The following is a 22,460-nucleotide window of genomic DNA, read 5'->3' on the forward strand; positions in this document are numbered from 1 at the left end:
GTTTACTCCGCCGCGATCAGCTTGGCGCCCTGCACGTGCAGGCGACCGCTACGATAGGATGCGATCCGGTCCTCCACCTCGTGGCGGAAGTGACGGAACAGGCCCTGGATCGGCCAGGCGGCCGCGTCGCCCAGGGCGCAGATGGTGTGACCCTCGACCTGGGTCGTGACGTCCAGCAGGGTGTCGATCTCCTTCGGATCGGCCTCGCCGGTGGCCATGCGCTCCATGACCCGCCACATCCAGCCGGTGCCTTCGCGGCACGGCGTGCACTGGCCGCAGCTCTCGTGCTTGTAGAAGTAGCTCAGCCGGGCGATGGCGCGGACCAGGTCGGTGGACTTGTCCATGACGATGACGGCCGCGGTGCCCAGGCCCGAGCGCAGGTTGCGCAGGGCGTCGAAGTCCATCGGCAGGTCTTCGCACTGCTCGGCGGGGATCATCGGCACGGACGAGCCGCCCGGGATCACGGCCTTGAGGTTGCCCCAGCCGCCGCGGATGCCGCCGCAATGGTCTTCCATCAGCTGACGGAAGGGGATGCTCATGGCTTCTTCGACGTTGCACGGCAGGTTCACGTGGCCGCTGACGCAGAACAGCTTGGTGCCGGCGTTGTTCGGACGGCCGAAGCCGGCGAACCAGGCCGCGCCGCGACGCAGGATCGTGCCGGCGACGGCGATCGACTCGACGTTGTTGACCGTGGTCGGCATGCCATAGAGGCCCGCGCCGGCCGGGAACGGCGGCTTCAGGCGCGGTTGGCCCTTCTTGCCTTCCAGGCTTTCCAGCAGGGCCGTCTCTTCGCCGCAGATATAGGCGCCGGCGCCGTGGTGGACGTAGAGGTCGAAGTCCCAGCCGTGGACGTTGTTCTTGCCGATCAGCTTGGCCTCGTAGGCCTGCTTGATGGCGGCTTCCAGCACTTCGCGCTCACGGACGTATTCGCCGCGAATATAGATGTAGCAGGCGTGGGCCAGCATGGCGCGCGAGGCGATCAGGCAGCCTTCGATCAGGAGGTGCGGGTCATGCCGCATGATCTCCCGGTCCTTGCAGGTGCCCGGCTCGGACTCGTCGGCGTTGACGACCAGGTAGTGCGGACGACCGTCCTTCACTTCCTTGGGCATGAACGACCACTTCAGGCCGGTGCCGAAGCCCGCCCCGCCCCGGCCGCGCAGGCCGGAGTTCTTCATGTTGTCGATGATCCAGTCGCGACCCGCGTCCAGGATGTCCTTGGTGCCATTCCAGCAGCCGCGCTTCTTCGCGCCCTCGAGGCCCCAATCGTGGAGACCGTAGAGGTTCGTGAAGATGCGGTCCTTGTCTTCGAGGATACCGACCATGACTCAGCTTTGCGGATCGAATGGATGGGCGCGCACATAGCGCGTCCGACGAATGATGACATAGGCGAAAAGCACCCAAGCGGCGCCTATCACCAGGAAAGCGACAGGAACGGCCCAGGCGGGCGCTTCCGGGCTCATCCGGCCCCAGATCAGGAGCAGAGCCCCGATCAGGGAGCCGACGAGACCGGCGATGCGCTCGTTGCGGTAAAGACCACGGATGGTCCTCACATAGGCCACGCGCTTGGCCAGGAGTGCGGAATCGTCGGTCACGACGGCTTGCCCTCCTCGTTCTGCTTGGCGGCCTTCATCCAGCCCAGGATGAACCAGATCTGCGCGCCCAGGCCGACGGCGATGGCGCCGATGAACACGGGCGCCAGCCAGGCGATCTTGGCGGCGACGAACCCGATGATCGCCGCGCCGGCCAGCACGAAGCAGACCACATCGATGGCGAACATCGTGGTCAGGCGCTTCTTCTGGATGGCGTCGGCGTTCTGCATCAGGCCGCCGGCTCCGTCTTCGGAGCCTTCTTCGGCTTTTCGGGCAGGTTCGGGATCTTGATCTTCTTGGCCAGCGAGCCGTCGAACAGCTTCGGGTCCGTCAGGGTCTGGATCTTGCCCTTGGGTTCCGACGCGCCACGGCCTTCATAGCTGCCCGGCTTGGGCGACTTGCCGGCGGCGAAGTCGTCGAGGATCTGGGCCAGGCTCTCCGGCGTCAGGTCCTCGTAGTAATAGTCGTTGATGGCGGCCATCGGCGCGTTGCAGCACGCGCCCAGGCACTCGACCTCTTCCCAGCTGAACTTGCCGTCGGCCGAGACGTCGTTGGCTTCGCCGATCTTGGCCTTCAGCACGGCCTTCAGGTCCAGCGCGCCGCGCAGCTGGCACGGCGTGGTGCCGCACAGCTGGACGAAGGCGACCTTGCCGACCGGCTGCAGCTGGAACATCACGTAGAATGTGGCGACCTCCAGCACGCGGATGACCGGCATCTGCAGCTGCTTGGCGATCTCCTGGATGGCGGGTTCGGAGACCCAGCCTTCCTGCTTCTGGGCCAGCCACAGCATCGGGATCACCGCCGACTGCTTGCGCTCGGCGGGATACTTGGCTTTCCACCAGTCGGCCTTGGCCTGGCTGTCCTTGGAGAAGGCGAAGCTGGCCGGCTGTTCCTTGGCGAGGCGACGTACGCTCATCGTGCGAAATCCACGCGGGCGATCTTGTCGCCCCTGAAGGTGTAGATGGCGGCGACCTGGAAGGGCGCATCGCCGTTGCCGCGGTCGACGTGCTCGTGATCGATCACGTTCGCGCCCACCACGATGCGGTTGAGAAGCTTGGCCTTGTTGTTCGGGAACTGCGCGAACGCGGCCTCGTACCACGCGCGATAGGCCTCGATCCCCGTGCGGGCAACGTCGCCGTTCAGGCCGGCGACCACGACGTCGTCGGCGAAATGGGCGCAGTGGGCGTCCAGGTCCTGGGCGTTGTAGGCGTCCAGCTGGGCCTGAGCGATGGCTTCCAGGCTCACCGGTCGACCTCGCCGAACACGATGTCGAGCGAGCCCAGGATGGCCGAGACGTCGGCCAGCTGGTGGCCGCGGTTCATCCAGTCCATGGCCGCCAGGTGCGAGAAGCCCGGCGCCTTGATCTTGCAGCGGTACGGCTTGTTGGTGCCGTTCGACACCAGGAACACGCCGAACTCGCCCTTGGGGGCCTCGACCGACGCGTAGACCTCGCCTTCCGGCGTGCGGAAGCCTTCGGTGTAGAGCTTGAAGTGGTGGATCAGGGCTTCCATCGACCGCTTCATCTCGGCGCGGCGCGGCGGGCTGACCTTGTTGTCCTCGGTCATCACCGGGCCGGGCGTGGCGCGCAGCTTTTCGATGGCCTGCAGGATGATCTTGGTCGACTCGCGCATCTCCTGCATGCGGCACAGATAGCGATCGTAACAGTCGCCGTTCTTGCCCAGCGGGATGTCGAACTCGAAGTCGTTGTAGCACTCGTAGGGCTGGTTGCGGCGCAGGTCCCAGGCGATGCCCGAGCCGCGCACCATCACGCCCGAGAAGCCCCAGGCCAGCGCGTCTTCCTTGGTCACCACGCCGATATCGACGTTGCGCTGCTTGAAGATGCGGTTGTCGGTGATCAGGCCTTCGATGTCGTCGCAGATCTTCGGGAAGGCTTTCGCCCACTTCTCGATGTCGTCGATCAGCGACGGGGTCAGGTCCTGGTGGACGCCGCCCGGCCGGAAGTAGTTGGCGTGCAGGCGAGCGCCGCAGGCGCGCTCGTAGAACACCATCAGCTTCTCGCGCTCCTCGAAGCCCCAGAGCGGCGGCGTCAGGGCGCCGACGTCCATGGCCTGGGTCGTCACGTTCAGCAGGTGGTTCAGCACCCGGCCGATCTCGCAGAACAGCACGCGGATCAGGCTGCCGCGCATCGGCACGTCAACGCCCAGCAGCCTCTCGATGGCCAGGCAGAACGCATGTTCCTGGTTCATCGGCGCCACGTAGTCGAGGCGGTCGAAGTACGGAATGTTCTGGAGGTAGGTGCGGGCCTCCATCAGCTTCTCGGTGCCGCGATGCAGCAGGCCGATGTGCGGATCGACGCGTTCGACGATCTCGCCGTCCAGCTCCAGCACCAGGCGCAGCACGCCGTGCGCGGCCGGGTGTTGCGGACCGAAGTTGATGTTGAACTTGCGCACCGGGGTTTCCGGCACGGCCGGCAGCGACGGCGCGTCGTGGAAGAAGTCGGTCGCGGCGGCGGGGGAGTTGGAACCAGTCATGACTCTTACGCGTCCCCTGCCCGCTTTTCGGCCTTCTCGTCGCCCGGCAGGGCGTACTTGGCGCCCTCCCACGGAGACATGAAGTCGAAGGCGCGGAACTCGGTGATCTTCACGGGCTCGTAGACCACGCGCTTCAGCTCGTCGTCGTAGCGGACCTCGACATAGCCCGTCATCGGGAAGTCCTTCCGCAGCGGGTGGCCGTGGAAGCCGTAGTCGGTCAGGATCCGGCGCAGGTCGGGGTGACCGTCGAAGAAGATCCCGTACATGTCGAAGGCTTCGCGTTCGAACCAGTCGGCGACCGGGAACACCGGCGTGACGCTGGGAACGGCGGTGTCCTCGTCGGTCTGGACCTTGAAGCGCACGCGATGGTTCTTGATCAGCGACAGCAGGTGATAGACCACGTCGAACCGGCGCTCGCGCTCCGGATAGTCAACGCCCGTCAGGTCCACCAGCTGGTGGAACCGATAGTCGGGGTGGTCGCGCAGATAGGTCAGCGCCTGGACGACCCGATTGGCCGGGCCCAGCAGGTTCAGCTCGCCGAACGCCACGGACCAGGCTGTGATCGCGCCGGCCGAATTGGCGACGATCGCCTGGCCCAGCGTCTCGAGCGGCGCCAGGGCCGGCTCGGGGGTGACTTCTTCGGTGGAAACAACGTCGGTCATCGCTCGATCGTCCCCGTGCGACGGATCTTCTTCTGCAGCTGCAGCACGCCGTAGACCAGGGCCTCGGCGGTCGGCGGGCAACCCGGCACATAGATGTCGATCGGCACGATCCGGTCGCAGCCGCGCACGACGCTGTAGCTGTAATAATAGTAGCCGCCGCCGTTGGCGCAGCTGCCCATCGAGATGACGTAGCGGGGCTCGGGCATCTGGTCGTAGACCTTGCGCAGAGCCGGAGCCATCTTGTTGGTCAGGGTGCCGGCGACGATCATCACGTCCGACTGGCGCGGGCTGGCGCGCGGCGCGAAGCCGTAGCGCTCCAGGTCGTAGCGCGGCATGGCCGAGTGCATCATCTCGACGGCGCAGCAGGCCAGGCCGAACGTCATCCACATCAGCGAGCCGGTACGGGCCCAGGTGATCAGGTCGTCGGCGGCCGCCATGACGAAGCCCTTGTCGGCCAGTTGGCCCGACAGACCGTCGAAATAGGGGTCGTGCAGCTTGGGGTCATAGCCCTGCACGGTCGACCGCGCGGCCGAGCCGGCGGGAACGAGCGGGGAGCTGGGCGCCGCGCCGGTGGGGGGAACGATCACTCCCATTCGAGGGCGCCCTTCTTCCATTCGTAGATGAAGCCGACGGTCAGAACACCCAGGAAGACCATCATCGACCAGAACGCGAAGGCGGCCACGTCATGCGGCAGCTTCATCAGCGAGACGGCCCACGGGAACAGGAACGCCACTTCCAGGTCGAAGATGATGAACAGGATCGAGACCAGGTAGAACCGGACGTCGAACTTCATGCGCGCGTCGTCGAAAGCGTTGAAGCCGCATTCGTAGGCGGACAGCTTTTCCGGGTCCGGCGCCTTGGGCGCGAGCACCGCGGCGGCAAGGATGAAGGCAATGCCGATGACCGCCGCGATCCCTAGGAAGATCACGATCGGCAGATACTGGAGAAGGAAGGCGTTCATGACAGCCCTTGGCTTGAATCGAGCGGGTTGTAGCCCAGTGTCGCCGACGCTTCAAACGCCTGCGCTACATTGAGAAACGGTCGCAACTAGACCGCCTTTACCTAACGGCGATCTGTGAAAAACGGACACCGGCGCGTGCATCGCGAACAGCACGTCGGATTGTTGCTTTTTGGCCGGTCCGGACGAAATCCCGCCCGCCTCAGCCGCGTTTTGTCGCTTCTTCGATATGGCCGTTGACACGAGTCTTCGCCCGACATATCAGACGCCCCTCGCCGCACGGCGGGTCGCACTTCGCTTCGGCGGAGCCTGATGCGGATGTAGCTCAGTTGGTTAGAGCGCCGGCCTGTCACGCCGGAGGTCGCGGGTTCAAGTCCCGTCATTCGCGCCACTTCCCTGAAGTTGGCTGCTTCCCACCGCCAGGCTAGTCTATGGAACGACCGCGCCGGACATTGGTTCGCGCCCGACGCGGATGTAGCTCAGTTGGTTAGAGCGCCGGCCTGTCACGCCGGAGGTCGCGGGTTCAAGTCCCGTCATTCGCGCCACTTCCACTTCCCTTGCAGATCAGCCGCCACGACGCGTAGCGGCCGGCGGATCGCTGGCCGGAAAGCTTTCGTCCAGCTCCTCATCCAGCACGATGTCCTGATGCAAGTCATCCAGCACAGCGTCATGCACGGGCCTTTCGACGGGTTGTCCTGCCAGCCAGAGCGCCACGTTACGCGCATAGAGCCTGATGTCGCGTTGAGCCTGTGGCGAACGCGACAGGGTGTCGCCGGGCGGTTCGGAGACGAAGCTGGGCGCACCGACGGCGGGATTCCAGTTGTAGTCGGCGAAGTGATGGAACGTGGATTGGGCCACCGCGGGGCCGCCATCCGGCGAGGGTTCGAACGCCACGGCCAGGTTGAAGGCCGCGCCGCTGACTTTGCTGACGCCCGTGGCGATCACCCGCGCGGTCGAATCATCGGCCGGCGCGCCGACCGCCCCTTCGTGAGGATGCGACGGCAGGAAGCGTATGGCCCCGCTTTCCGAGGCGGCGTCGCTCAGGACGGGATGGACGTCGCCCACGATCTTGATGGTCTGGAAGTCGCCGTTCGCGCCGGAATGATAGTTCGGCCAGCTGATGTAGGTCGTGAACGGGTCGTCGATCTGGTGGCGTGATCCGTCCGGGTCCTGATTCTTGCTGTGAAAGTAATGCGCCGCCCCGACCCCGCCCAAGGTGCAGACGCTGCTGCCCAGGTCCTGGTGGTCGCGCGTCACCATCAGGCCGCCGCCACGAGCCCGGAACCGCGAGATGGCCGTGCATTCGTCAGCGCTGAGCCCGTCGCCCACATCGACCGCAAACAGCCACATCGCCGCGAAATCCGACTCCTCCAGCTCCGATAACACCGGATCGGGCCTGTCGAGCGGTCCACGGTCGCGAGCCACGACCTCGAAGACCGGGTCGCCGTCAGGGTCGCGAAGCTGCCCCAGATAGTCCGCCAGCATCGAGAACCGGGCGATCGACCAGTCTTCAGCGGCCGTCTGGATGGTGGTCTGGAGGAGAATCTTGCTCGGCTTGCCCATGGCGGAGGTCTCGACGCTCGATCAATAGAAACGTGGGATGGGCCCAGGATGTGGGGTCGGCGCATCGAATTCGAAGAACTCCTCGTCGACATAACACCATCCCCAGCCTTCCGGCGGGTCGTAGCCCTCGATGATCGGGTGGCCCGTCAGTTTGAAGTGCTTGGTGGCGTGCTTGTTCTTGGACTGGTCGCAGCAGCCGACATGACCGCACGTGCGGCAAAGCCGAAGGTGCAGCCAACGATCGCCGGACTGCAGGCATTCCTCGCAGCCGGCCGTTCCCGGCGTCACGTCCTGGATCTGGTCGAGGTGGGTGCATTTCAACGCCATGGCCGTCTCCCGCTCACCGCCAGCGCGGTCTCACATCGCGATTAGTGCGCGGATCGCGATGACGCGGCTAGTAGGAAGCTGCTGCCTTGAGGTTCGCCCTTCGCGTCCCGATCTAGCGTGCATGTCGCACGCCCATCCCCTGCCCTTTTCCGTCCTCGACCTGGCCCCCGTTCCGCAAGGAACCAGCGTCGGCCAAGCCCTTCACAACAGCCTGGACCTGGCTCGCCACGCCGAAGGGCTGGGCTATCACCGCTACTGGCTGGCCGAGCACCACAACATGCCGGGAATCGCCAGCGCCGCGACCGCCGTGGTCATCGGCCACGTGGCGGCCGGCACCTCGACGATCCGGGTCGGCTCGGGCGGCGTCATGCTGCCCAACCACGCGCCGCTGATGGTGGCCGAGGCGTTCGGGACCCTGGCCGCTCTCCATCCCGGCCGCATCGACCTGGGTCTGGGCCGCGCGCCCGGCACCGACCAGGCCACCATGCGGGCCTTGCGCCGCTACATGGGCGCGGTCGACAGCTTCGCCCAGGACGTCGTCGAGCTGCAGGCCTGGTTCCAGCCGGCCCAGCCGGGCCAGGCCGTGCGCGCCGTGCCGGGCGAGGGCCAGGACGTGCCGCTCTGGCTGCTGGGTTCCAGCACCTACAGCGCCCAGCTGGCCGCCGCCCTCGGCCTGCCCTTCGCCTTCGCCGCCCACTTCGCGCCCGACCAGTTGATGGAGGCGATCGCCGTCTATCGGCGCACCTTCAAGCCGTCGGCGGCCTTGGCCCAGCCTTACGTCCTGGTCTGCATCGGGGTCTGCGCGGCCGACACGGATGACGAGGCCCGCCGCCTGTCCACCTCAAGCCAGCAGCAATTCGTGGCCCTGCGTCGCGGCAATCCGGGCCTGCTGCCGCCGCCGGTCGACGATATTCGCGAGGTCGCCTCGGAGGCCGAGATCGCGGGGCTGGACCACACCTTCCGCTATTCGGCGATCGGCTCGCCCGACACGGTCCGCGCCAAGATCCAGAAGGTGCTGGACGCCACCGGCGCCGACGAGCTGATGGCCGCCTCGCAGATCCACGATCACGGGGCGCGCCTGCGGTCCTACGAGATCCTGGCCCAGGTGCGCGGCCAGCTGACGAAGGCCGCCGCCTAGTTCCAGCCGATCAGTTCGGGGACCGGCGCGGCGGCCACGTCCTCGAAGGCGGCGCAGCCGGTGAGCCGGCCGTAGATCGCCGACAGCTTGCGGAACACCGGGTCCCAGCCGTGCCGCAGCTCGGCCCGCTGTCGCGCGGCCTGGCCCAAGGCCCTCACGTCGCGGGCGAACACCGACTCGACCGCCTCGGCGAAGGCGCGGGCTTCCGAGGCCGTGGCCAGGGCCCCGACCGTTTCGTCCACGGACTCGGCCACGCCGCCGGCCGCCACGCCGATCACCGGCAGGCCGCAGGCCATGGCCTCCAGCACGATCAGGCCGAACGGCTCGTTGTCGTTGGCGTGGACGAAGGCGTCGCAGCCGGCCAGCACGGCGGCCAGGCTCTGCGGGTCGCGCTGATAGTCCATGCAGATCACCCGGTCGCTGGACGGCGCTCCGGAGCCCGCCCCCACGAACAGCAGCACGTAGGGATCGCCCAGGCGCTCGACCGCCTCGACCAGCACGTCCAGCTTCTTCTCCTTGGCCGGACGGCCGGCGAACACCAGGATCCGATGACGGCTGGTCAGGCCCAGCTTGCGCCGCAAGGCCTCGCGGTCGCCGCGGTGCGGATTGAAGATCTCGGTGTCGACGCCCAGCGGCAGGCCGATGGCGTTCTGGACCCCGGCCTCGATTAGCCGCCCGGCGATGAACTGGCTGGGCGCCACGGCCTGGTCGAACTGGCTGTAGATCGCCGCCCAGCGTTTCTGCACCGGCTTTTCCGCCCATTCGCCGATATGCAGCGCCGCCAGGGCGCCCAGATCGGTGTGGCAGAAGCCGACCACCGGCACGCCCAGGGCGTCGCCGGCCTTCAGGGCCGCCAGACCTGGGGTGTACGGATCACCGGCCTCGATGATGTCGGGCCGCTGGCGGATCAGGCGCTCCATCCAGGCGTTCTTGACCACCGGCCAGCGATAGCCGTCGCCGAACGGCAGAGGCGCCGCGTAGATCGAGACTCGTCCGTGACCGTCGTGCGCATCGCGCGGACCGGGCACCACGAGCGTGTGCCGGACCTGGGGCCGATTCGCCGCGATCCACGTCCGCTTGGAGTTCAAATAGCGTCGCACTCCACCGCTGCGAGGCGCGTAGAGCATGGTGGTGTCAACCAGCCTGACCGGCTTGCCGCCGGACCGGACCGCCCTGAACAGGGGTTCTTCTGCCTCGTTGAACGCCGAGGGCGGATCAAACCTCAAATCCATCACGCCGGAACCTCGCTTAGTCAGCCGCGCCCACCGAGGCGGCCACAGAGCCTTAAGACACTCACGGGGACGGAGGTTCCTCCGAAGCTGAACCGCTGTCCAGCGGTCGCAGCGCACCGCGGTGCAACAGGGCTTCGCGCAATAGCATTTCGACCTGGGCGTTGACACTGCGCAGTTCGGCCGCCGCGAGATGTTCGACGGCGGCCAGCACTTCGGGGCGCACGCGCATCAGGAACGCGCGGCGCCCGCTTTTCGGCGACTCGGGTGGGGACGCGGCCAACGGATCAGCCGTAGAGGGTGCCGGTGTTGACCACGGGCTGGGCCTCGCGGTCGGCGCACAGCACCACCAGCAGGTTGGACACCATCGCCGCCTTGCGCTCGTCGTCCAGGACGACGACGTCCCGCTCGCTGAGCTGTTGCAGCGCGTTCTCGACCATGCCGACCGCGCCGGCGACGATCGTGCGGCGCGCCGCCAGCACCGCTTCGGCCTGCTGGCGCTTGAGCATCGAGCCGGCGATCTCCGGGGCGTAGGCCAGATGCATCAGGTGGGTCTCGTCGATCGCCACCCCGGCCACCGCCGTGCGGCCCCGCAGATCGCTGCGCAGGCGCTCGCCGACCTGGTCGGCGTCGGCCCGCAACGTGGGTTCGCCGCTGTCGTCGTGGTCATAGGCATAGTGCGAGGCCGTTTCCCGCAGCGCGGTCTCGATCTGGATATTCACGAACGCGGTGTAGTCGTCGACGTCGAACAGGGCCTGGGCGGTGTCCGACACGCGCCAGACGATGTTGGCGGCGATCTCGATCGGGTTGCCCCGCTTGTCGTTGACCTTCAGCCGCTCGCTGGTGACGTTGCGCACGCGCAGGCTGATCTTCTTGCGGCCGTACCAGAACAGCACCCAGCGCAGGCCGGTCCGGCGATCCGTGCCGACATAGGTCCCGAACAGGGTGACGACATAGGCCTCGTTGGGCTGCAGCGAGTAGAAGCCCAGGCTGGTCAGCAGGAACAGGACGATCAGCACGGCGCCGACCGCCGGCAGGCCGTGCGTGAAACCCCAGACGGCGGCGGCGATCAGCAGGGGAAGCGACAGCAGCGGCAGCCCGCCGCCGATCCCGCCAAAGGCGCGTTCGGTCGATCGGTTGATATTCGGCGCGTCGGACATGGAGCCCTCCAGGTTTGATGTCAAAGTGATATCACTTTGATCGCTTATGGCAAGGCTCGCCCGGACCGCGTAGGCAGGCATCCCCAAAGCCTGCAAAAAGCGGGGCGTGCGAGGTCGGATGGCGCGATATCTCTTCACCACCTGGGAAGGCGGCGGCCATGTGCAGCCCATGCTGCTGGTCGCCCGCGACCTGGCGGCGCGCGGCCACGCCGTGCTGGTCCTGAGCGATCCGTGCAACGCGCCCGACGCCGCCGCCCTGGACGTGCCGTTCGGGGCCTGGACGACCGCGCCGTTCCAGACCGGCAAGACCCGTGACGACGACCGGTTGAAGGATCACGAGGCCGACAATCCGCTGGCGGTGATCCAGCGCCTGCTGGACCGGGTGATGGCAGGCCCCGCCCTCGCCTACGCCAAGGACACGCTGGCCGCGATCGACGCCTTCGCGCCGGACGTCGTGGTCTCGCAGGAGCTGCTGCTGGGCCCGATGGCGGCGGCGGAGGCGCGAGGCCTGCCGCTGGCGCTGCTGGCCGCCAATGTCTGGTCGCTGCCGACGATGCCGGGCGCGCCGCCGTTCGGGGCCGGAATGCTTCCGGCGACCAATGACGAAGAACGCGCCATGCACGCCATGGTCGGGCAGATGAGCCGGACCTTCTTCCAGGCCGGCCTGCCCGACCTGAACGCCGCCCGCGCGGCCCTGGGCCTGCCGCCGCTGGCCGACCTGTTCGACCAGCTGGAAGTCGCCGAGGCGATCCTTCTGGCCACCAGCAAGGCGTTCGACTTCGCGCCGGATCCCCTGCCCGCCCGCTTCGCCCATGTCGGCCCGTATCTGGCCGATCCGGCCTGGGTCGAGCCGTTCGCGCGCCCGTCCTGCGACGCGCCGCTGGTGGTCGTGTCGTTCTCCAGCCTCTACCAGGCGCAGGAACCGGCCCTGCGCGCGATCATCGCCGCCCTGGGCCAGCTGCCGGTGCGCGGCGTGGTGACCACCGGCCCGACGATCGATCCGAGCGAATTCGACGCCCCGGCCAATGTCGCCGTCGTCCGCAGCGCCCCGCACGGCGCGTTGCTGAACGACGCGGCCCTGTTCGTCACCCATGCCGGCCACGGCTCGACCCTGCGGCCGCTGCTGGCCGGCGTGCCGCTGCTGTGCCTGCCTATGGGCCGCGACCAGAGCGACAACGCCGCCCGCGTCGCCCATCGCGGCGCAGGCTTGACCCTGCCGGCCGACGCCGGCGTCGAGGCCATCGCCGCCGCCGTGCGCCGCCTGCTGGACGAGCCTGCCTTCAAGGCCGCCGCCGAAAGCCTGGGCGCGGCGATCCGCGCCGACGAGGCCGCCCGGGACGCGGCGTCGGTGCTCGAGGCGCTGGCGACCTAGGTCTCGACGACGTCGATGCGGACATCGTGGACGGCGCTCTTGGCGGCGAAGGCCAGCAGGCGCTCGCCCTCTTCCGCCAGGGCCCTGGCGACGGGCTTGGCGACCTTGTCGAACAGCTCGATCCGCAGGACCGACTCCGCCTTGCCGTCCTCGATCCGCCAACGCCCCGCCGTGAACCCGTCGACCAGGACCGCCGCGCGCAGGATGCCGTTGGCGGTGTAGAGCCGACTTTTGTGCTCGGCCGACATGATCCGCGAACGGTCGTCGTGGGCCAGCAGCACGTTGTCGAACTCGCCCAGGAAGCGGACGGGCGCATCGGCCTCGCCCGACGGCCTGTCCGCCTCGGGCAGATCGAACAGTTCCTGGCCGTCTTCGCCATGAAAGACGGCCAGGGATGGCCGCAGCACCTCGAACGTGGGCGCCAGACGACTGAGGCCCAGCCAGATCTGAGCATCCGCGACGCTGGCGGGCCCGAACGCCGCCAGGTAGCGCATCACGAGATCGGCCAAGGTCAAGCCCGGCTTGGGTGTTTCGAGCCGATCGGCCATCGCCGCCAGGGTCGGCTGGCCGCCGCGCCCCCACAGGCCGCGCGGCGGCAGCTGCAACATCGGCAGATGGATGCGCGCCGCCATGGCCAGGGACTGCGGATCGCGATCGGGCCAGCGCGCCGCCAAGGCGCCGCGGAGTTGCGCCGCGGTGAGCGGTCCTCGGCCCAGCAGATTCCGCGCGGCGTCCACGACCTCGGCCTGGTCCAACCCCGCCAAGGCGCGGCCATGGACGCTGCCGTCGGTCAGAAACCGGTCCAGGCCGCGCTGGATCAGCGGGCGGATCGCCGCGAAGTCGACCGCCATCGCCACGTGCAGCGTGCCGCGCATCAAGGTCCCGCGCGCGGCGCCGAGATCCTCGAGCCGCGCCGACAGGTCCTCCGGCGCGAAGGTCTTCAGGCGGGTCCACAGAGCGAAATAGGGAGCCGGCGCCGCCTGGGCCTGCAAGGCGATCAGTCGATCCAAAGCCCGAGGCACGGAGAGGTCGGCGCGCCCCAACAGGTGCTGCCGCGCCAGCAACGCCCGGTTCAGCGCCCGTCGGTTCAAGGTCTTCGCCATGGAGCTCACGCCTGGATGTAGCTCGGGCCTGCCGCCGCCCCGATGTCAGCAAGCGGCGTCGCGAACGTCACCCGGTAGAACGCCGTCTCCCGTCCCTCGACTCCGAAGTCGTTGTCGGTGCTGAGCAGCAGGTCCCGGTCCGAAAGCAGCGCCATGCCCTCCAGGTCGGGGTCGATCTGCGGCCAATCGTCGGTCGAGAGCACCAGGGTCTTGGTCAGGACCGGCGCGTCCAGGGTCACGCGATAGAGCTTGGAGGTCCGCGAGATCCGCTCGAGCACCAGCAGTTGGTCGCCGCCCAGCGACACGGCCTCGGAGATCTTCGGGTCATCCGGCCCCACCGGACCGGCCTCGGCGTCGCGGCGGAAGGTCTCGGGCGCATCGAACGGATAGAAGTGTTCGGCCAGCGGCGCGCCGGTCCGGGCGTCCAGCGTCCAGAGCCTGGCGCGCGCCCGCCCTTCGGCGACGACTTCGTCCTCCGGCGCCAGCGGGCTCTGCAGGATCACATGCAGCCGCGTCTCGTCCGGCGACAAGGCCAGGGCCTCGAAGCCGCGGTTCAGGCGCCGGCGGGCGGACAAGGCCGGCAGCACCGCCTCGACCCGATAGGCCGCCCCCGCCAGGGCCGCGCTCTCGCCTTCCGGAACCCAGCGCGCCTGGACCACGCCGTCGGCCGCCACGACCAGGATCGAGGGAGCGTACTCGTCGGCCACCCGGAAGGTCCCGTCGGCCAGGGCCGCGACGCCCTCGGTGTCGCCTCCCCTGAGACTTTCGCCCAGCAAGGCGCCCGACAGGTCGAAGGCGGGCTCCATGGCCGCCGTGTCGCCGCCGGGGCCAGGAAGGCCGTCGAAGGCCGCGCCGGTCGTGTCGCGCAGGGGCAGGACCTGGAGGCAGGTGACCGTGTCGCCCTCGACGCGCAGTTGGGCCAGCATCGGACCGATCGCCGGCCGCGGCATGATCTTGGCCCCCTCCCGTCCGACCAAACCCGACAGGTGCGCCAGGCCGTGATCCTCGACCGCCGGCCCGACCTTGATGTTGGGGCCGCGATCCCCGATCGCCCAGACCACGCCGGGCGGATCGCCCGCTCGCCGCGCCAGGCCGGAGCCCAGGCCCAGGGTGATGGCCAAACGCCCGCGCGGCGTCTCGACCTCGTCGAGAGCATGGTCGGTCCAGGTCAGGCGGGTGACGGTGATCGCGGCGGCCATGCCCGATCAGTGCGGGCGGCGAAGGCGAAAGTCCATCGCCCGTCGGAATGGGAGTTCGAAGTGGGATTTTGGTGGGCGGTGAGGGGATCGAACCCCCGACCCTCTCGGTGTAAACGAGACGCCTTTTTCCTGTTCCTTTGAAATCGCTGGCGTTTTCGTTTCATGCTCCCGGGAATGATCCACCTTCGTTCACGCTGATTTGCAGGGTTTCGCGGGAATAACCCGGGAGCGCGCCCTGTTCACCTTCCGGTCCAACCCAGTACTGGCCTTCTCACGCGCCCGATCGAACCGGCGTTCGACCAAGATCCGTTTGACTCGGGGCGCGGCCGGAATGAGAACATTCCGCGAACACTCTACCGACGAACACATCGATGAACGATCCTCACAAACCTCCGGCCGGATGGCTGATCGCCTCGGGGATCCTGCAGGCCGATCGAACCGTGCGCGGCTACTACACCCGGCGCCAAGCCGTCAGCGGCCGCTGTCATACGCGGGACTGCAGGCGGACCTGCCACATCGACGTCCAACGCTTGCACGCCGATGGCCTCGGCGCTCTGCGCATGGACCAGGTCAAGGCGCTGTTCCGTTGCGGTCGCCTCGACGGCTGCGCCCTTGTCTTCCACGACGACCTGATGGCCGAAAGCCTGAAGCTGGCCACCCTCTGCCGACGGCCGGCCGTCACCGTCCAGCTCCATTGTCGCGGGTGCGGCGCGCGACTGAAGATCGCGCCCGAGCAGATGATCGCCCGCCTGCAGGCCGAGAACAAAGGCGGCGGCGACACCGAGGTCCGCGACCTGTCCGGGCTGCTGTCGGGCGCCTGCAAGGCTTGCGGCAAGACCGCCTGGGATGTTCAGGTGGCCTGGCCGAATCCCGAAACCTGGGGCGGCCGCCGAATGATCGACATGGCCCGGCCGACCACCAGCGGGCCGATCGACCCTTTGGAGTTCTGAACGGATGACGAGCGAGAAGAACGAAAGCGACTTCGGCGCTTGGCTGGCCAAACAAGGGAGTCGCGGCGGCAAAATCGGCGACCTGGCCAAGCAGTCCCTCCGCGACCCGACGTTTCCCTGGCCGGCCGGAGATCCCGAAACCATCCGCCGCTACCTCTGGCGGCGCGGCAGCTGGCCCGCGCGCGTGGCGCTCGAGGACGGAGTCGAGGAATGGGGCGGCAGGCCCGTTCGGGACTGGGAGGAAGAGGAACTGTTCGGCGAGGGCTGCACGCCGCCGGCCGACGCCCGGTCCCGCATCGATGCGGCCGACCACGTTGAACTCCACGTGGAAGCCGTACCTGACGAAGTCCACCCGCGCGGCTGGTGGCATGCCCTGCTACGGCGGAAGGTCTAGACCATGTGCAACGAATACGAACTCAACATGGCGCTCGAGGAGATGAACGCCGCGATCGACCGCCAGCTGGGCGGCGAACTGCCCCTGCAGATCCCGCTCAACTTCGAGGCCGGCCAGGCCAACCGTCCCTGGAGCCGCGCGGTCTTCCCACGCCTGTACGGGCTGATCCTCAGACCGATCGACGCCGCAGCTCCGTCGTCCGGCCTGGAGCCAGCGGTCGCCTACTGGAACCTTACGCCGGCGCGCCACACCGCGCCGCTGAAGGCCTGGACCTATCCCTGCAATAACGCCCGCAGCGAAGAGATGGCCGAGAAGAGCACCTTTCGCACCGCCCTGAAGCGGCGGCGCTGCCTGATCCCGGCCACGGCCTTCCGTGAATGGACGGGCAAGACGAAGGGCAAGAAGGTGAAGCACACGATCACCCGCCGCGATGGTGACCTGATGCTGTTCGCCGGGCTCTGGGAAACCGCCCATCCCGGCGACCAGGGCGCGACGGACACCTACACCATGGTGATGACCGCCTCCGTCGGCGATCATGACGTTGCGCCGTTCCACAACCGCCAGCCCGTTCTGCTCGACCGCGCCGGCGCGAGAAGCTGGCTGGACCTGGACGCGGACTATCAAGCGCTGATGGCGGGTCCGCCGCCCGGGACCTACGCCTTCGATCCGCCCGAGCCGTCGCTGATCTAGGCGGCAGCCTGAAACGAAAATGGCCCCCTGGCCGAAGCCAGGGGGCGCTCAAGTCGCAGTCAGGTTCAAGGGGCGCGACGATAGTCACATGCGGCGAGGGGCGATTAAACCCCAGGAGGACAGTTCTCCTTCTGGGCCAGCCTGGCCCGGTCGGTCACCTGGTTGTCGTGGTCGACCAGCTTGGCGACCGCGCCCATGAAGAGCTCGAAGGCTGTCCTTTCGGCCGAGGTCTCCGGCTGCACCAGGTCGGCGCGCCGCGGCAGGCCCGGTTGCTCGGGCACGTCGTCGCAGAGCCGCACGTCGGTCGCCTTGGGCTTAGGCGGCTCAATCTGCTGGGGCGAGGCCCGTGGAGTCGCGCAGGCGCTCAAAGCCAACGCCGCGGCGAACAGGGCAATGCGCCTGGTCATAGATCGTCTCCCTGGTGATGATGGACTGGATGGCGGACGTCGTCTTGCGGGCCGCCTCGACCCGGGCGTCGCAAGCGCGGCCGGCGGCCTTGATGGCCCCGACGGCCTCGCTCCGCTCGATGTCCCGAAGATGGGCGTCCCAGCGGAAGTTCTTCTCCCAGCCGGCGGCCGCGGCGGAGTAGGTCCCGGCGCTCTGACGCCAGTTGTCGCGGTCCTTGGTCAGGCCGGCGACCTTGCCATTGGAGATCCCCAGGGCGACCAGCAGCATGAGGATCACCGCGCCGACGGCGCCGTAGACGTAGTTCGTCATTTGACTACCTCGAGGGTTCGATCGGCGCTTGTCGCGATCAGGGTGCGGGTGGGCCGATCCAGGATGATGCAGCCGTGGCTAGCGTCGTCAGCCCGGTTGTTGCCGTGGATCCTGAAGAGCGAGCGCCCGCAGGCGTCGTGGCCGACCGGATCCAGGTTCATGCACACCGGACCGAGGTTGGTGTGCTGGTAGGCCCGGCCGATCGACCAGCGGCCGCGCGGGATAGGTCCCTTGGCGGTGACCGTCTGCATGTCGGGATTGTTGCGGCCTTCAGCCAGGGTGTGGCCCTGCCCTGAATAGCCGCGCGCGACCACGCGATCTTGGAAGCGCAGCTCGCCGGTGCTCTGCGAATAGGTCCAGGTCATCGCGTCGCCACCCCATGAGAGGCGTCGATGGTGCGACGCTTCAGACGTCGACGATGCGGACGCCGGCGCAGCACCCAGTTCATCGCCCACAGACCGCCGCCGGCGAACACAGCGGCGAGCGCCAGGCTTCCGGCCGAGACGATCCCGGGATGGGTGAATGCGTGGACCATGGCGCCCAGCCAGAAGACGGCCACGCCTTCGAACAGGATGAAGACGCCGATCGGGGCGTCAGGCCAGCCTTTGGCCTCCGCGCCCAGGAGCCGGCCGGCCTGGCCAAAGCTCAGGGCGGCGATCAGGGCCAGGATCACCGCCAGCAGCTGCAGGGCGTTCATTTCGAACCTCCGGGAATGCGGGACTGGAAGAGGGCAAAGAGTTTCGCCCGCGCCGTCGGGTCAGCGATCAGCGTCAAGGTGACCACGGCGACGACGGCCGCCGCCGTGAGCGGATCCACCTGGAAGCCGGTTTTCAGCGGCAGCCAGGCGATCACGCCGTTCGCCGCCTCGGTAGCCCATGGCGCCGAGAGGCGGGCGGCGAAGGACGCGGCGATCATCGCCAGGGTCTTCTCGAGCAAGACCCTCATCACGTAGGAGCGCTTGTTGGGCGGATCGGCGAAGAGCACCGCGACCATCTGCATGGCCGCCCACAGGGCCGCGACACCCAGGCCAACAAGCCAGGCGTGCAACGGATTCTTGTCCGGCATCGGACGTCCTTTCAGCTTGAGTTTGGTCGAGTTGCCCGTCGCGCGAGGACGCCCTGTCCGCCCGCCCGCAGGTTGCGCGTACGGTCAAGTTCGCGCAGGGTGTCGGAAAGCAGGGGGCCCTGATGAGTTTGCTCGATGATGCGCGCCGGGATCTGAGCCGATCGGACCCGTTCAACCTCGCGGCCTGGGCGAGGTCTCTCCTCAGTCCGCTTGCACGCCTATTCGCGCCCAAGCGCACTGGCCGCTCGTCAGATCCGGTCGAAACCGTTCCATGCCCGCTGTGCGACGCGCCAATGGAAAAGGGCTCCGAGACCTGCGACGCCTGCACAACGCTGGTTTGGTAGCGTCCGGCGGCGTTACTCCACCGTGATACCGAGCGCGGTACCCCGGGCTTGCGACCGCATCCAGACGCCGATCATCTCCGCCTCGGTCATCAAGTAGGGGAACCGGATCAGCTCTGCGATATCGAGCGCTGCTGTCGAGGGCGCGCCAGACGAATAGTACGCCCCCGCGACCGCGACCCTTCGAAGGGGGCTGGACGGCGTCTTGGTTCCCGTTTCCTGGAACATCGAGCCGCCGCCGTAGTACCCGCGTCGCCGCGCCGCGCTGGCCGAATGCCCGAAGGCCATGAACATGAAATCCCCGGTCGTCACCCCGGCCGGGGGCTCCACGAACCTGTCGGTGAAGCCAGTCGTGGTGAACTTGTAGCCCGTGCTCGACCACAGATGCGTGAAGCCGCCCGTCCCCGAATTGCCGACCGAGCCGAGAACGACCTGGGTCGAGGCAACCTTCTTGACGACCGCGCACCAGGTCGACTCGTCGCTCTCGAGGTAGGGCGTGATCAGGCCGCCCGACGCCACCGTGCTCAGGAACCCGGTGCTCAGGGTCGGAGCCCCGCGAAGGGTCGAGGTCGCGACCGCGCCGCTGCCGCCCCCACCGCTGAAGGACACGGTCGGGCTGGAGGTCAGCAGGGGATCGCCCTTGGTCAGGTACAGCCGGACCACAGCGCCGGCGCTGATCTCCGCCACCGCCTCGGCCGTCGTGCCCGCTAGGGTGACCGTGGGGGCGGTCGTGTAGCCCGAACCGCCGTTCGACACGCTGAAGGTCAGGTTCCGCGCCATCCGCTGGCCCGAGACCAGGTCGGCCATGGTCGGATTGTGGCTGCCGAACTGCCAATGGGCCGACGCGTCGACTTCGGCCGCCAGCGGCGGGAACAGGGCCGTCACCAAGGTCGGGTCCAGTCGGTTGCTCAGAGCTGGAAGCTCGAACGGCATGACGAAGAACGGCGTGCGGCTCATGTGTTGGGATCCAGGATCAGGATGGGCAGCTCGAAGTGCGGAGCCAGGTGCCAGAGCGGATAGGTCACGCCGCTGATCACGGTCTTGTCCGGCGTGGAGTCGCGAAGGTTGCCGCTGGCCGATCCGATCGACGACAGGCCAGCCCCGGCGTAATCCAGCGCGTAGCGGACCTTCGGATTGGCCCCCAAGGCTCGGTTCAGCGTGATCTGAACCTTCGTGGCCTCGACCACCTTGATGTTGCTGATCGTCAGGGTCCCGGTGTCATCGACCACCTTGAAGCCGTAGTCGGTCGCCGCCGGCAGCAGGGCGTTGTCGATCACGAGCGGACCGTGCGGGACGCGCAGCGCGATGGTCAGGGTGGTCGTCTTCGCCGAGGCGGCCAGAGGCCAGATTGCTTCCGGCTTGATCCCGTCGACGACCAGTTGCTTGTAGGCGCGCCCGAAACGACGTCCCAGCAGGTGACTGCCCACGTTGGTCAGGTGCAACAGGTCACCGACGCGCGGCAGGTCCCAGATCGGCGTCACGAAATGGATTCGGGTGCTGGCGTTGACGGCGTCCTGGAAGGCCCTGACTACCTGATCGGTGGTGTCCGGCGTGGTCCGGATGCCGTGGGTGGGCTGATAGACCAACAGGTGCACAGGCGCCGACTGGCCGGTGATCGCGCGCACGTCCGTGTCGATGTCCGACTGCAGCTGTAGAAGGGCCGCCTTGTAGGTTGCCCGAGTGGTCCCGTTGGTGACGTCGCTTTCGCCCTGCACCCAGCACACCGCGTGGAGGGCGTAGGACTTGCTCGCGGCGACCGCCCTGGCCTTGGCCTGGGTCACATGGTCGATGAAGTTGTTGTAGTCGGGCTGGCCCTTGGAGAGGCTTGCGATAGGCTCGCCACCTCGCCCGGGTGCGCTGGCGAAGATCACGAAGCTTGCCGCGGCCAAGCCGCTCTCGCGGCCGGCGCGTTCCACGGCTTCGTTGGCCAGGCCCGAACATGGGGTCTCGCCCAGGCCCGACTCGGCGTAGGCGCCCACGAGATCCTCGACCAGGGCCTTGGTCGTGGTCGTACCAGGCGACAGGTTGGTGGTGGCGCCCGCCGTGTTGCCGACCTTGGCCGACCTGGGCCCGCTGCCGAACGTGATGTTCGAATAGTACTGCGACGAGGAGAGCACCGGGGTGCTGAACGCGCCGATCGACAACGACTGCCCGTAGACGATCACCCCGTTCCAGGCGGCCAGCACCGGCCGATCGGCGGCGAGCAGGGCTATGTTCGGCCGGGCGATCGCGAACTGGCCGACGGAATGGCCGACCATGAACCCGGTGGCCGGATCGATCCCGACCAGGGTGTTGTTGTTGCGGTCGGCCGCGATCGGCAGGATGTCCGTGCCGGTGTAGACCGTCAGGCCTCTGGCGTTCATGGCGACATAGTTGACGATCGCCGGCAGGAGCAGCGGCGACACCAGCGAGACCATGTCGAGGTTGGCGTAGAGGTAGCCGGTCGTCTTGTAGAAGCCCAGGATGACCCGGCCGTCGCGGTCGGTGCAGAGGGGCTGCACCTCATCGGTTCCGGCGTAGGTCTTCATCGTGCCGCCAAAGCCGGAATAGGCCGCCGCTGCCGCCACGGCCGAGCCGGCCGCACCCGACTGGGCCGACTCGGCGCCGGTCTTGGCGGCCACCGAGGCGTCCTTGGCCACCACGGCCGCGTCCTTGGCGGCCGTCGCCAGGGTCACGTACGGGGTCAGGGCCGAGCCCATCACGCCGGCGACGTCCACTGCCTCGGCCGCGGTCGCGACCAGGCCCGCCGCGCCGAGATAGACGTTCGCCGCGGGCTTGGTCCCCTCGCCGCCCGACCAGTCCACCACCTTGTTGACGACGCGCGCGCCATCGGTGACGGGGGCGATGATCGGCGCCCAGCCCTTGGCGCCCGTGAACGCCCCCAGGTCCACCCAACCGCCCGGCGACTTGAAGTAGATATGGCGCACGCCGCCGCTTTGGGGCCCGACCAGGTAGGTCGTGCCGTCGGCGGCGGCCGGTAGCTCGCTGACCAGGTTGACCGCGCCGGCCAGGCCCATCGCCTGGGCGGCCGAGACAATCTCGTTCTTGATGTCGATCAGGTCGCCGACCTTTTGGCTCAGCGTCCCGACGTCGTCGTACTCGGCCAGCAGCGCGGCCAGGGCCGTCGTATACCCGGCCTCGTCCAGGGCGCCGGAGATCCGCTGAGACAGCAGGGCGGACTCGCCCGCGGCCCGCTCGGCGATCGACATCGCCATTCTAGGCTTCCGCCTCGACCTCGGCGGCCTTGATCGCCGCCTCGACCTGGCGGGGCAGGCCAGGCAGAGCCTTGGCGTAGTTGGCGAACAGCGTCTTGGCGGCGCCGGCGTCCATCAGCTCGGCCACCCGGCCAGCCTGAGCGGCCAGGCTTTCAAGATCCGTGGTGGCGAGCTGGCTCGACATCGCCTTGAGGATCGGAAGGCGATGAGTCGCGACGCTCCGGCGGGCAGCAGCGAGCGCGGCGAGGCTATCCTCGACCGTAGGGGCCTTGGCCATCGGGTTCTCCTGAGATGGT

28 protein-coding genes and 2 tRNA genes are annotated in these 22,460 nt (G+C 68.0%); 7 read left to right on the plus strand and 23 right to left on the minus strand.

Translation table 11 applies throughout. The annotated features are described in order from the left end of the window. Positions 1 to 2: 2 nt before the first annotated feature. From nuoF to AC1DMQ_RS12770, 9 genes are read right to left on the minus strand one after another with little or no spacing between them, the layout of a single operon-like run. A complete protein-coding gene (nuoF, locus tag AC1DMQ_RS12730; RefSeq protein WP_477033928.1) occupies positions 3 to 1,322 on the minus strand; it encodes an NADH-quinone oxidoreductase subunit NuoF in 1,320 nt (439 codons plus the stop codon). A gap of 3 nt (positions 1,323 to 1,325) precedes the next feature. Beyond that, positions 1,326 to 1,592 (minus strand): hypothetical protein, encoded by a 267-nt coding sequence (locus AC1DMQ_RS12735; RefSeq protein WP_477033929.1) that lies wholly within the window; start codon positions 1,590 to 1,592, stop codon positions 1,326 to 1,328. Continuing rightward, positions 1,589 to 1,819 carry a hypothetical protein gene (locus AC1DMQ_RS12740; protein WP_477033930.1) on the minus strand — a complete coding sequence of 77 codons (231 nt, stop codon included), beginning with the start codon at positions 1,817 to 1,819 and terminating at the stop codon, positions 1,589 to 1,591. Before AC1DMQ_RS12740 ends, AC1DMQ_RS12735 begins: the two co-directional genes overlap by 4 nt. After that, positions 1,819 to 2,505, minus strand: a complete 687-nt coding sequence (gene nuoE, locus AC1DMQ_RS12745; protein WP_477033931.1) for an NADH-quinone oxidoreductase subunit NuoE — start codon at positions 2,503 to 2,505, stop codon at positions 1,819 to 1,821. Before nuoE ends, AC1DMQ_RS12740 begins: the two co-directional genes overlap by 1 nt. Further along, complete coding sequence (locus tag AC1DMQ_RS12750) at positions 2,502 to 2,834, minus strand: nuclear transport factor 2 family protein (RefSeq protein ID WP_477033932.1); 333 nt, start codon at positions 2,832 to 2,834, stop codon at positions 2,502 to 2,504. Before AC1DMQ_RS12750 ends, nuoE begins: the two co-directional genes overlap by 4 nt. Next, positions 2,831 to 4,081: an NADH-quinone oxidoreductase subunit D gene (locus tag AC1DMQ_RS12755; protein ID WP_477033933.1), complete on the minus strand. Its 1,251-nt coding sequence runs from the start codon at positions 4,079 to 4,081 to the stop codon at positions 2,831 to 2,833. The genes AC1DMQ_RS12750 and AC1DMQ_RS12755 overlap by 4 nt, the downstream gene beginning before the upstream one ends. A 5-nt stretch (positions 4,082 to 4,086) precedes the next feature. Continuing rightward, positions 4,087 to 4,743, minus strand: coding sequence for an NADH-quinone oxidoreductase subunit C (locus tag AC1DMQ_RS12760; protein ID WP_477033934.1), 657 nt, complete (start codon positions 4,741 to 4,743; stop codon positions 4,087 to 4,089). Further along, a complete protein-coding gene (locus AC1DMQ_RS12765) occupies positions 4,740 to 5,357 on the minus strand; it encodes a NuoB/complex I 20 kDa subunit family protein (RefSeq protein ID WP_477033935.1) in 618 nt (205 codons plus the stop codon). The genes AC1DMQ_RS12760 and AC1DMQ_RS12765 overlap by 4 nt, the downstream gene beginning before the upstream one ends. After that, entirely contained in the window at positions 5,327 to 5,704 is a 378-nt protein-coding gene (locus tag AC1DMQ_RS12770) for an NADH-quinone oxidoreductase subunit A (RefSeq protein ID WP_035074791.1), read from the minus strand. Before AC1DMQ_RS12770 ends, AC1DMQ_RS12765 begins: the two co-directional genes overlap by 31 nt. Before the next feature lie 311 nt (positions 5,705 to 6,015). On the opposite strand from AC1DMQ_RS12770, the gene AC1DMQ_RS12775 reads away from it, so the two are divergent. After that, a tRNA-Asp gene (locus AC1DMQ_RS12775) sits at positions 6,016 to 6,092 on the plus strand. 77 nt (positions 6,093 to 6,169) lie between these two features. Further along, a tRNA-Asp gene (locus AC1DMQ_RS12780) sits at positions 6,170 to 6,246 on the plus strand. Between the two features lie 19 nt (positions 6,247 to 6,265). On the opposite strand, the gene AC1DMQ_RS12785 is transcribed toward AC1DMQ_RS12780, so the two are convergent. Both AC1DMQ_RS12785 and AC1DMQ_RS12790 read right to left on the minus strand, forming a co-directional pair. Continuing rightward, on the minus strand, positions 6,266 to 7,264 hold the full coding sequence (locus AC1DMQ_RS12785) for a hypothetical protein (RefSeq protein WP_477033936.1): 999 nt from the start codon (positions 7,262 to 7,264) through the stop codon (positions 6,266 to 6,268). Between the two features lie 21 nt (positions 7,265 to 7,285). Further along, positions 7,286 to 7,591 (minus strand): UBP-type zinc finger domain-containing protein, encoded by a 306-nt coding sequence (locus AC1DMQ_RS12790; RefSeq protein WP_477033937.1) that lies wholly within the window; start codon positions 7,589 to 7,591, stop codon positions 7,286 to 7,288. Between the two features lie 58 nt (positions 7,592 to 7,649). On the opposite strand from AC1DMQ_RS12790, the gene AC1DMQ_RS12795 reads away from it, so the two are divergent. Beyond that, entirely contained in the window at positions 7,650 to 8,729 is a 1,080-nt protein-coding gene (locus AC1DMQ_RS12795) for an LLM class flavin-dependent oxidoreductase (protein ID WP_477033938.1), read from the plus strand. Here AC1DMQ_RS12795 and AC1DMQ_RS12800 read toward each other — a convergent pair. After that, on the minus strand, positions 8,726 to 9,961 hold the full coding sequence (locus AC1DMQ_RS12800; protein WP_477033939.1) for a glycosyltransferase family 4 protein: 1,236 nt from the start codon (positions 9,959 to 9,961) through the stop codon (positions 8,726 to 8,728). The genes AC1DMQ_RS12795 and AC1DMQ_RS12800 overlap by 4 nt on opposite strands. Positions 9,962 to 10,245: 284 nt before the next feature. Continuing rightward, the gene (locus tag AC1DMQ_RS12805) at positions 10,246 to 11,118 is read right to left on the minus strand and encodes an SPFH domain-containing protein (protein WP_477033940.1); all 873 of its coding nucleotides are present in this window, start codon (positions 11,116 to 11,118) and stop codon (positions 10,246 to 10,248) included. Positions 11,119 to 11,236: 118 nt separating this feature from the next. Between AC1DMQ_RS12805 and AC1DMQ_RS12810 the strand changes: the two genes are divergently transcribed. Next, positions 11,237 to 12,490, plus strand: coding sequence for a glycosyltransferase (locus AC1DMQ_RS12810; RefSeq protein WP_477033941.1), 1,254 nt, complete (start codon positions 11,237 to 11,239; stop codon positions 12,488 to 12,490). Here AC1DMQ_RS12810 and AC1DMQ_RS12815 read toward each other — a convergent pair. Both AC1DMQ_RS12815 and AC1DMQ_RS12820 read right to left on the minus strand, forming a co-directional pair. Continuing rightward, complete coding sequence (locus tag AC1DMQ_RS12815) at positions 12,487 to 13,593, minus strand: winged helix DNA-binding domain-containing protein (protein ID WP_477033942.1); 1,107 nt, start codon at positions 13,591 to 13,593, stop codon at positions 12,487 to 12,489. The genes AC1DMQ_RS12810 and AC1DMQ_RS12815 overlap by 4 nt on opposite strands. A gap of 5 nt (positions 13,594 to 13,598) precedes the next feature. Next, a complete protein-coding gene (locus tag AC1DMQ_RS12820; RefSeq protein WP_477033943.1) occupies positions 13,599 to 14,792 on the minus strand; it encodes an esterase-like activity of phytase family protein in 1,194 nt (397 codons plus the stop codon). Between the two features lie 371 nt (positions 14,793 to 15,163). On the opposite strand from AC1DMQ_RS12820, the gene AC1DMQ_RS12825 reads away from it, so the two are divergent. The 3 genes from AC1DMQ_RS12825 to AC1DMQ_RS12835 are packed head-to-tail and all read left to right on the plus strand — an operon-like array spanning position 15,164 to position 16,826. Continuing rightward, entirely contained in the window at positions 15,164 to 15,742 is a 579-nt protein-coding gene (locus tag AC1DMQ_RS12825) for a hypothetical protein (RefSeq protein ID WP_477033944.1), read from the plus strand. A 4-nt stretch (positions 15,743 to 15,746) separates the two neighbouring features. Beyond that, positions 15,747 to 16,136 carry a hypothetical protein gene (locus tag AC1DMQ_RS12830; RefSeq protein WP_477033945.1) on the plus strand — a complete coding sequence of 130 codons (390 nt, stop codon included), beginning with the start codon at positions 15,747 to 15,749 and terminating at the stop codon, positions 16,134 to 16,136. A gap of 3 nt (positions 16,137 to 16,139) precedes the next feature. Further along, complete coding sequence (locus AC1DMQ_RS12835; protein WP_477033946.1) at positions 16,140 to 16,826, plus strand: SOS response-associated peptidase; 687 nt, start codon at positions 16,140 to 16,142, stop codon at positions 16,824 to 16,826. Between the two features lie 104 nt (positions 16,827 to 16,930). Here the strand turns inward: AC1DMQ_RS12835 and AC1DMQ_RS12840 are convergent, their stop codons facing one another. The 8 genes from AC1DMQ_RS12840 to AC1DMQ_RS12875 form a co-directional block, all read right to left on the minus strand. Continuing rightward, positions 16,931 to 17,125: a hypothetical protein gene (locus AC1DMQ_RS12840; RefSeq protein WP_477033947.1), complete on the minus strand. Its 195-nt coding sequence runs from the start codon at positions 17,123 to 17,125 to the stop codon at positions 16,931 to 16,933. A 25-nt stretch (positions 17,126 to 17,150) separates the two neighbouring features. After that, complete coding sequence (locus tag AC1DMQ_RS12845; RefSeq protein WP_477033948.1) at positions 17,151 to 17,543, minus strand: hypothetical protein; 393 nt, start codon at positions 17,541 to 17,543, stop codon at positions 17,151 to 17,153. Continuing rightward, on the minus strand, positions 17,540 to 17,908 hold the full coding sequence (locus tag AC1DMQ_RS12850; RefSeq protein ID WP_477033949.1) for a tlde1 domain-containing protein: 369 nt from the start codon (positions 17,906 to 17,908) through the stop codon (positions 17,540 to 17,542). The genes AC1DMQ_RS12845 and AC1DMQ_RS12850 overlap by 4 nt, the downstream gene beginning before the upstream one ends. Then, positions 17,905 to 18,240, minus strand: coding sequence for a hypothetical protein (locus AC1DMQ_RS12855; RefSeq protein WP_477033950.1), 336 nt, complete (start codon positions 18,238 to 18,240; stop codon positions 17,905 to 17,907). Before AC1DMQ_RS12855 ends, AC1DMQ_RS12850 begins: the two co-directional genes overlap by 4 nt. Further along, positions 18,237 to 18,608, minus strand: a complete 372-nt coding sequence (locus tag AC1DMQ_RS12860; RefSeq protein ID WP_477033951.1) for a hypothetical protein — start codon at positions 18,606 to 18,608, stop codon at positions 18,237 to 18,239. The genes AC1DMQ_RS12855 and AC1DMQ_RS12860 overlap by 4 nt, the downstream gene beginning before the upstream one ends. Before the next feature lie 356 nt (positions 18,609 to 18,964). Further along, positions 18,965 to 19,906 (minus strand): hypothetical protein, encoded by a 942-nt coding sequence (locus AC1DMQ_RS12865; RefSeq protein ID WP_477033952.1) that lies wholly within the window; start codon positions 19,904 to 19,906, stop codon positions 18,965 to 18,967. Continuing rightward, the gene (locus tag AC1DMQ_RS12870; RefSeq protein ID WP_477033953.1) at positions 19,903 to 22,164 is read right to left on the minus strand and encodes a sialate O-acetylesterase; all 2,262 of its coding nucleotides are present in this window, start codon (positions 22,162 to 22,164) and stop codon (positions 19,903 to 19,905) included. The genes AC1DMQ_RS12865 and AC1DMQ_RS12870 overlap by 4 nt, the downstream gene beginning before the upstream one ends. Before the next feature lies 1 nt (position 22,165). Beyond that, entirely contained in the window at positions 22,166 to 22,441 is a 276-nt protein-coding gene (locus AC1DMQ_RS12875) for a hypothetical protein (RefSeq protein WP_477033954.1), read from the minus strand. Between the last annotated feature and the right edge of the window lie 19 nt (positions 22,442 to 22,460).

Source organism: Caulobacter sp. 05L422 (assembly GCF_056397765.1).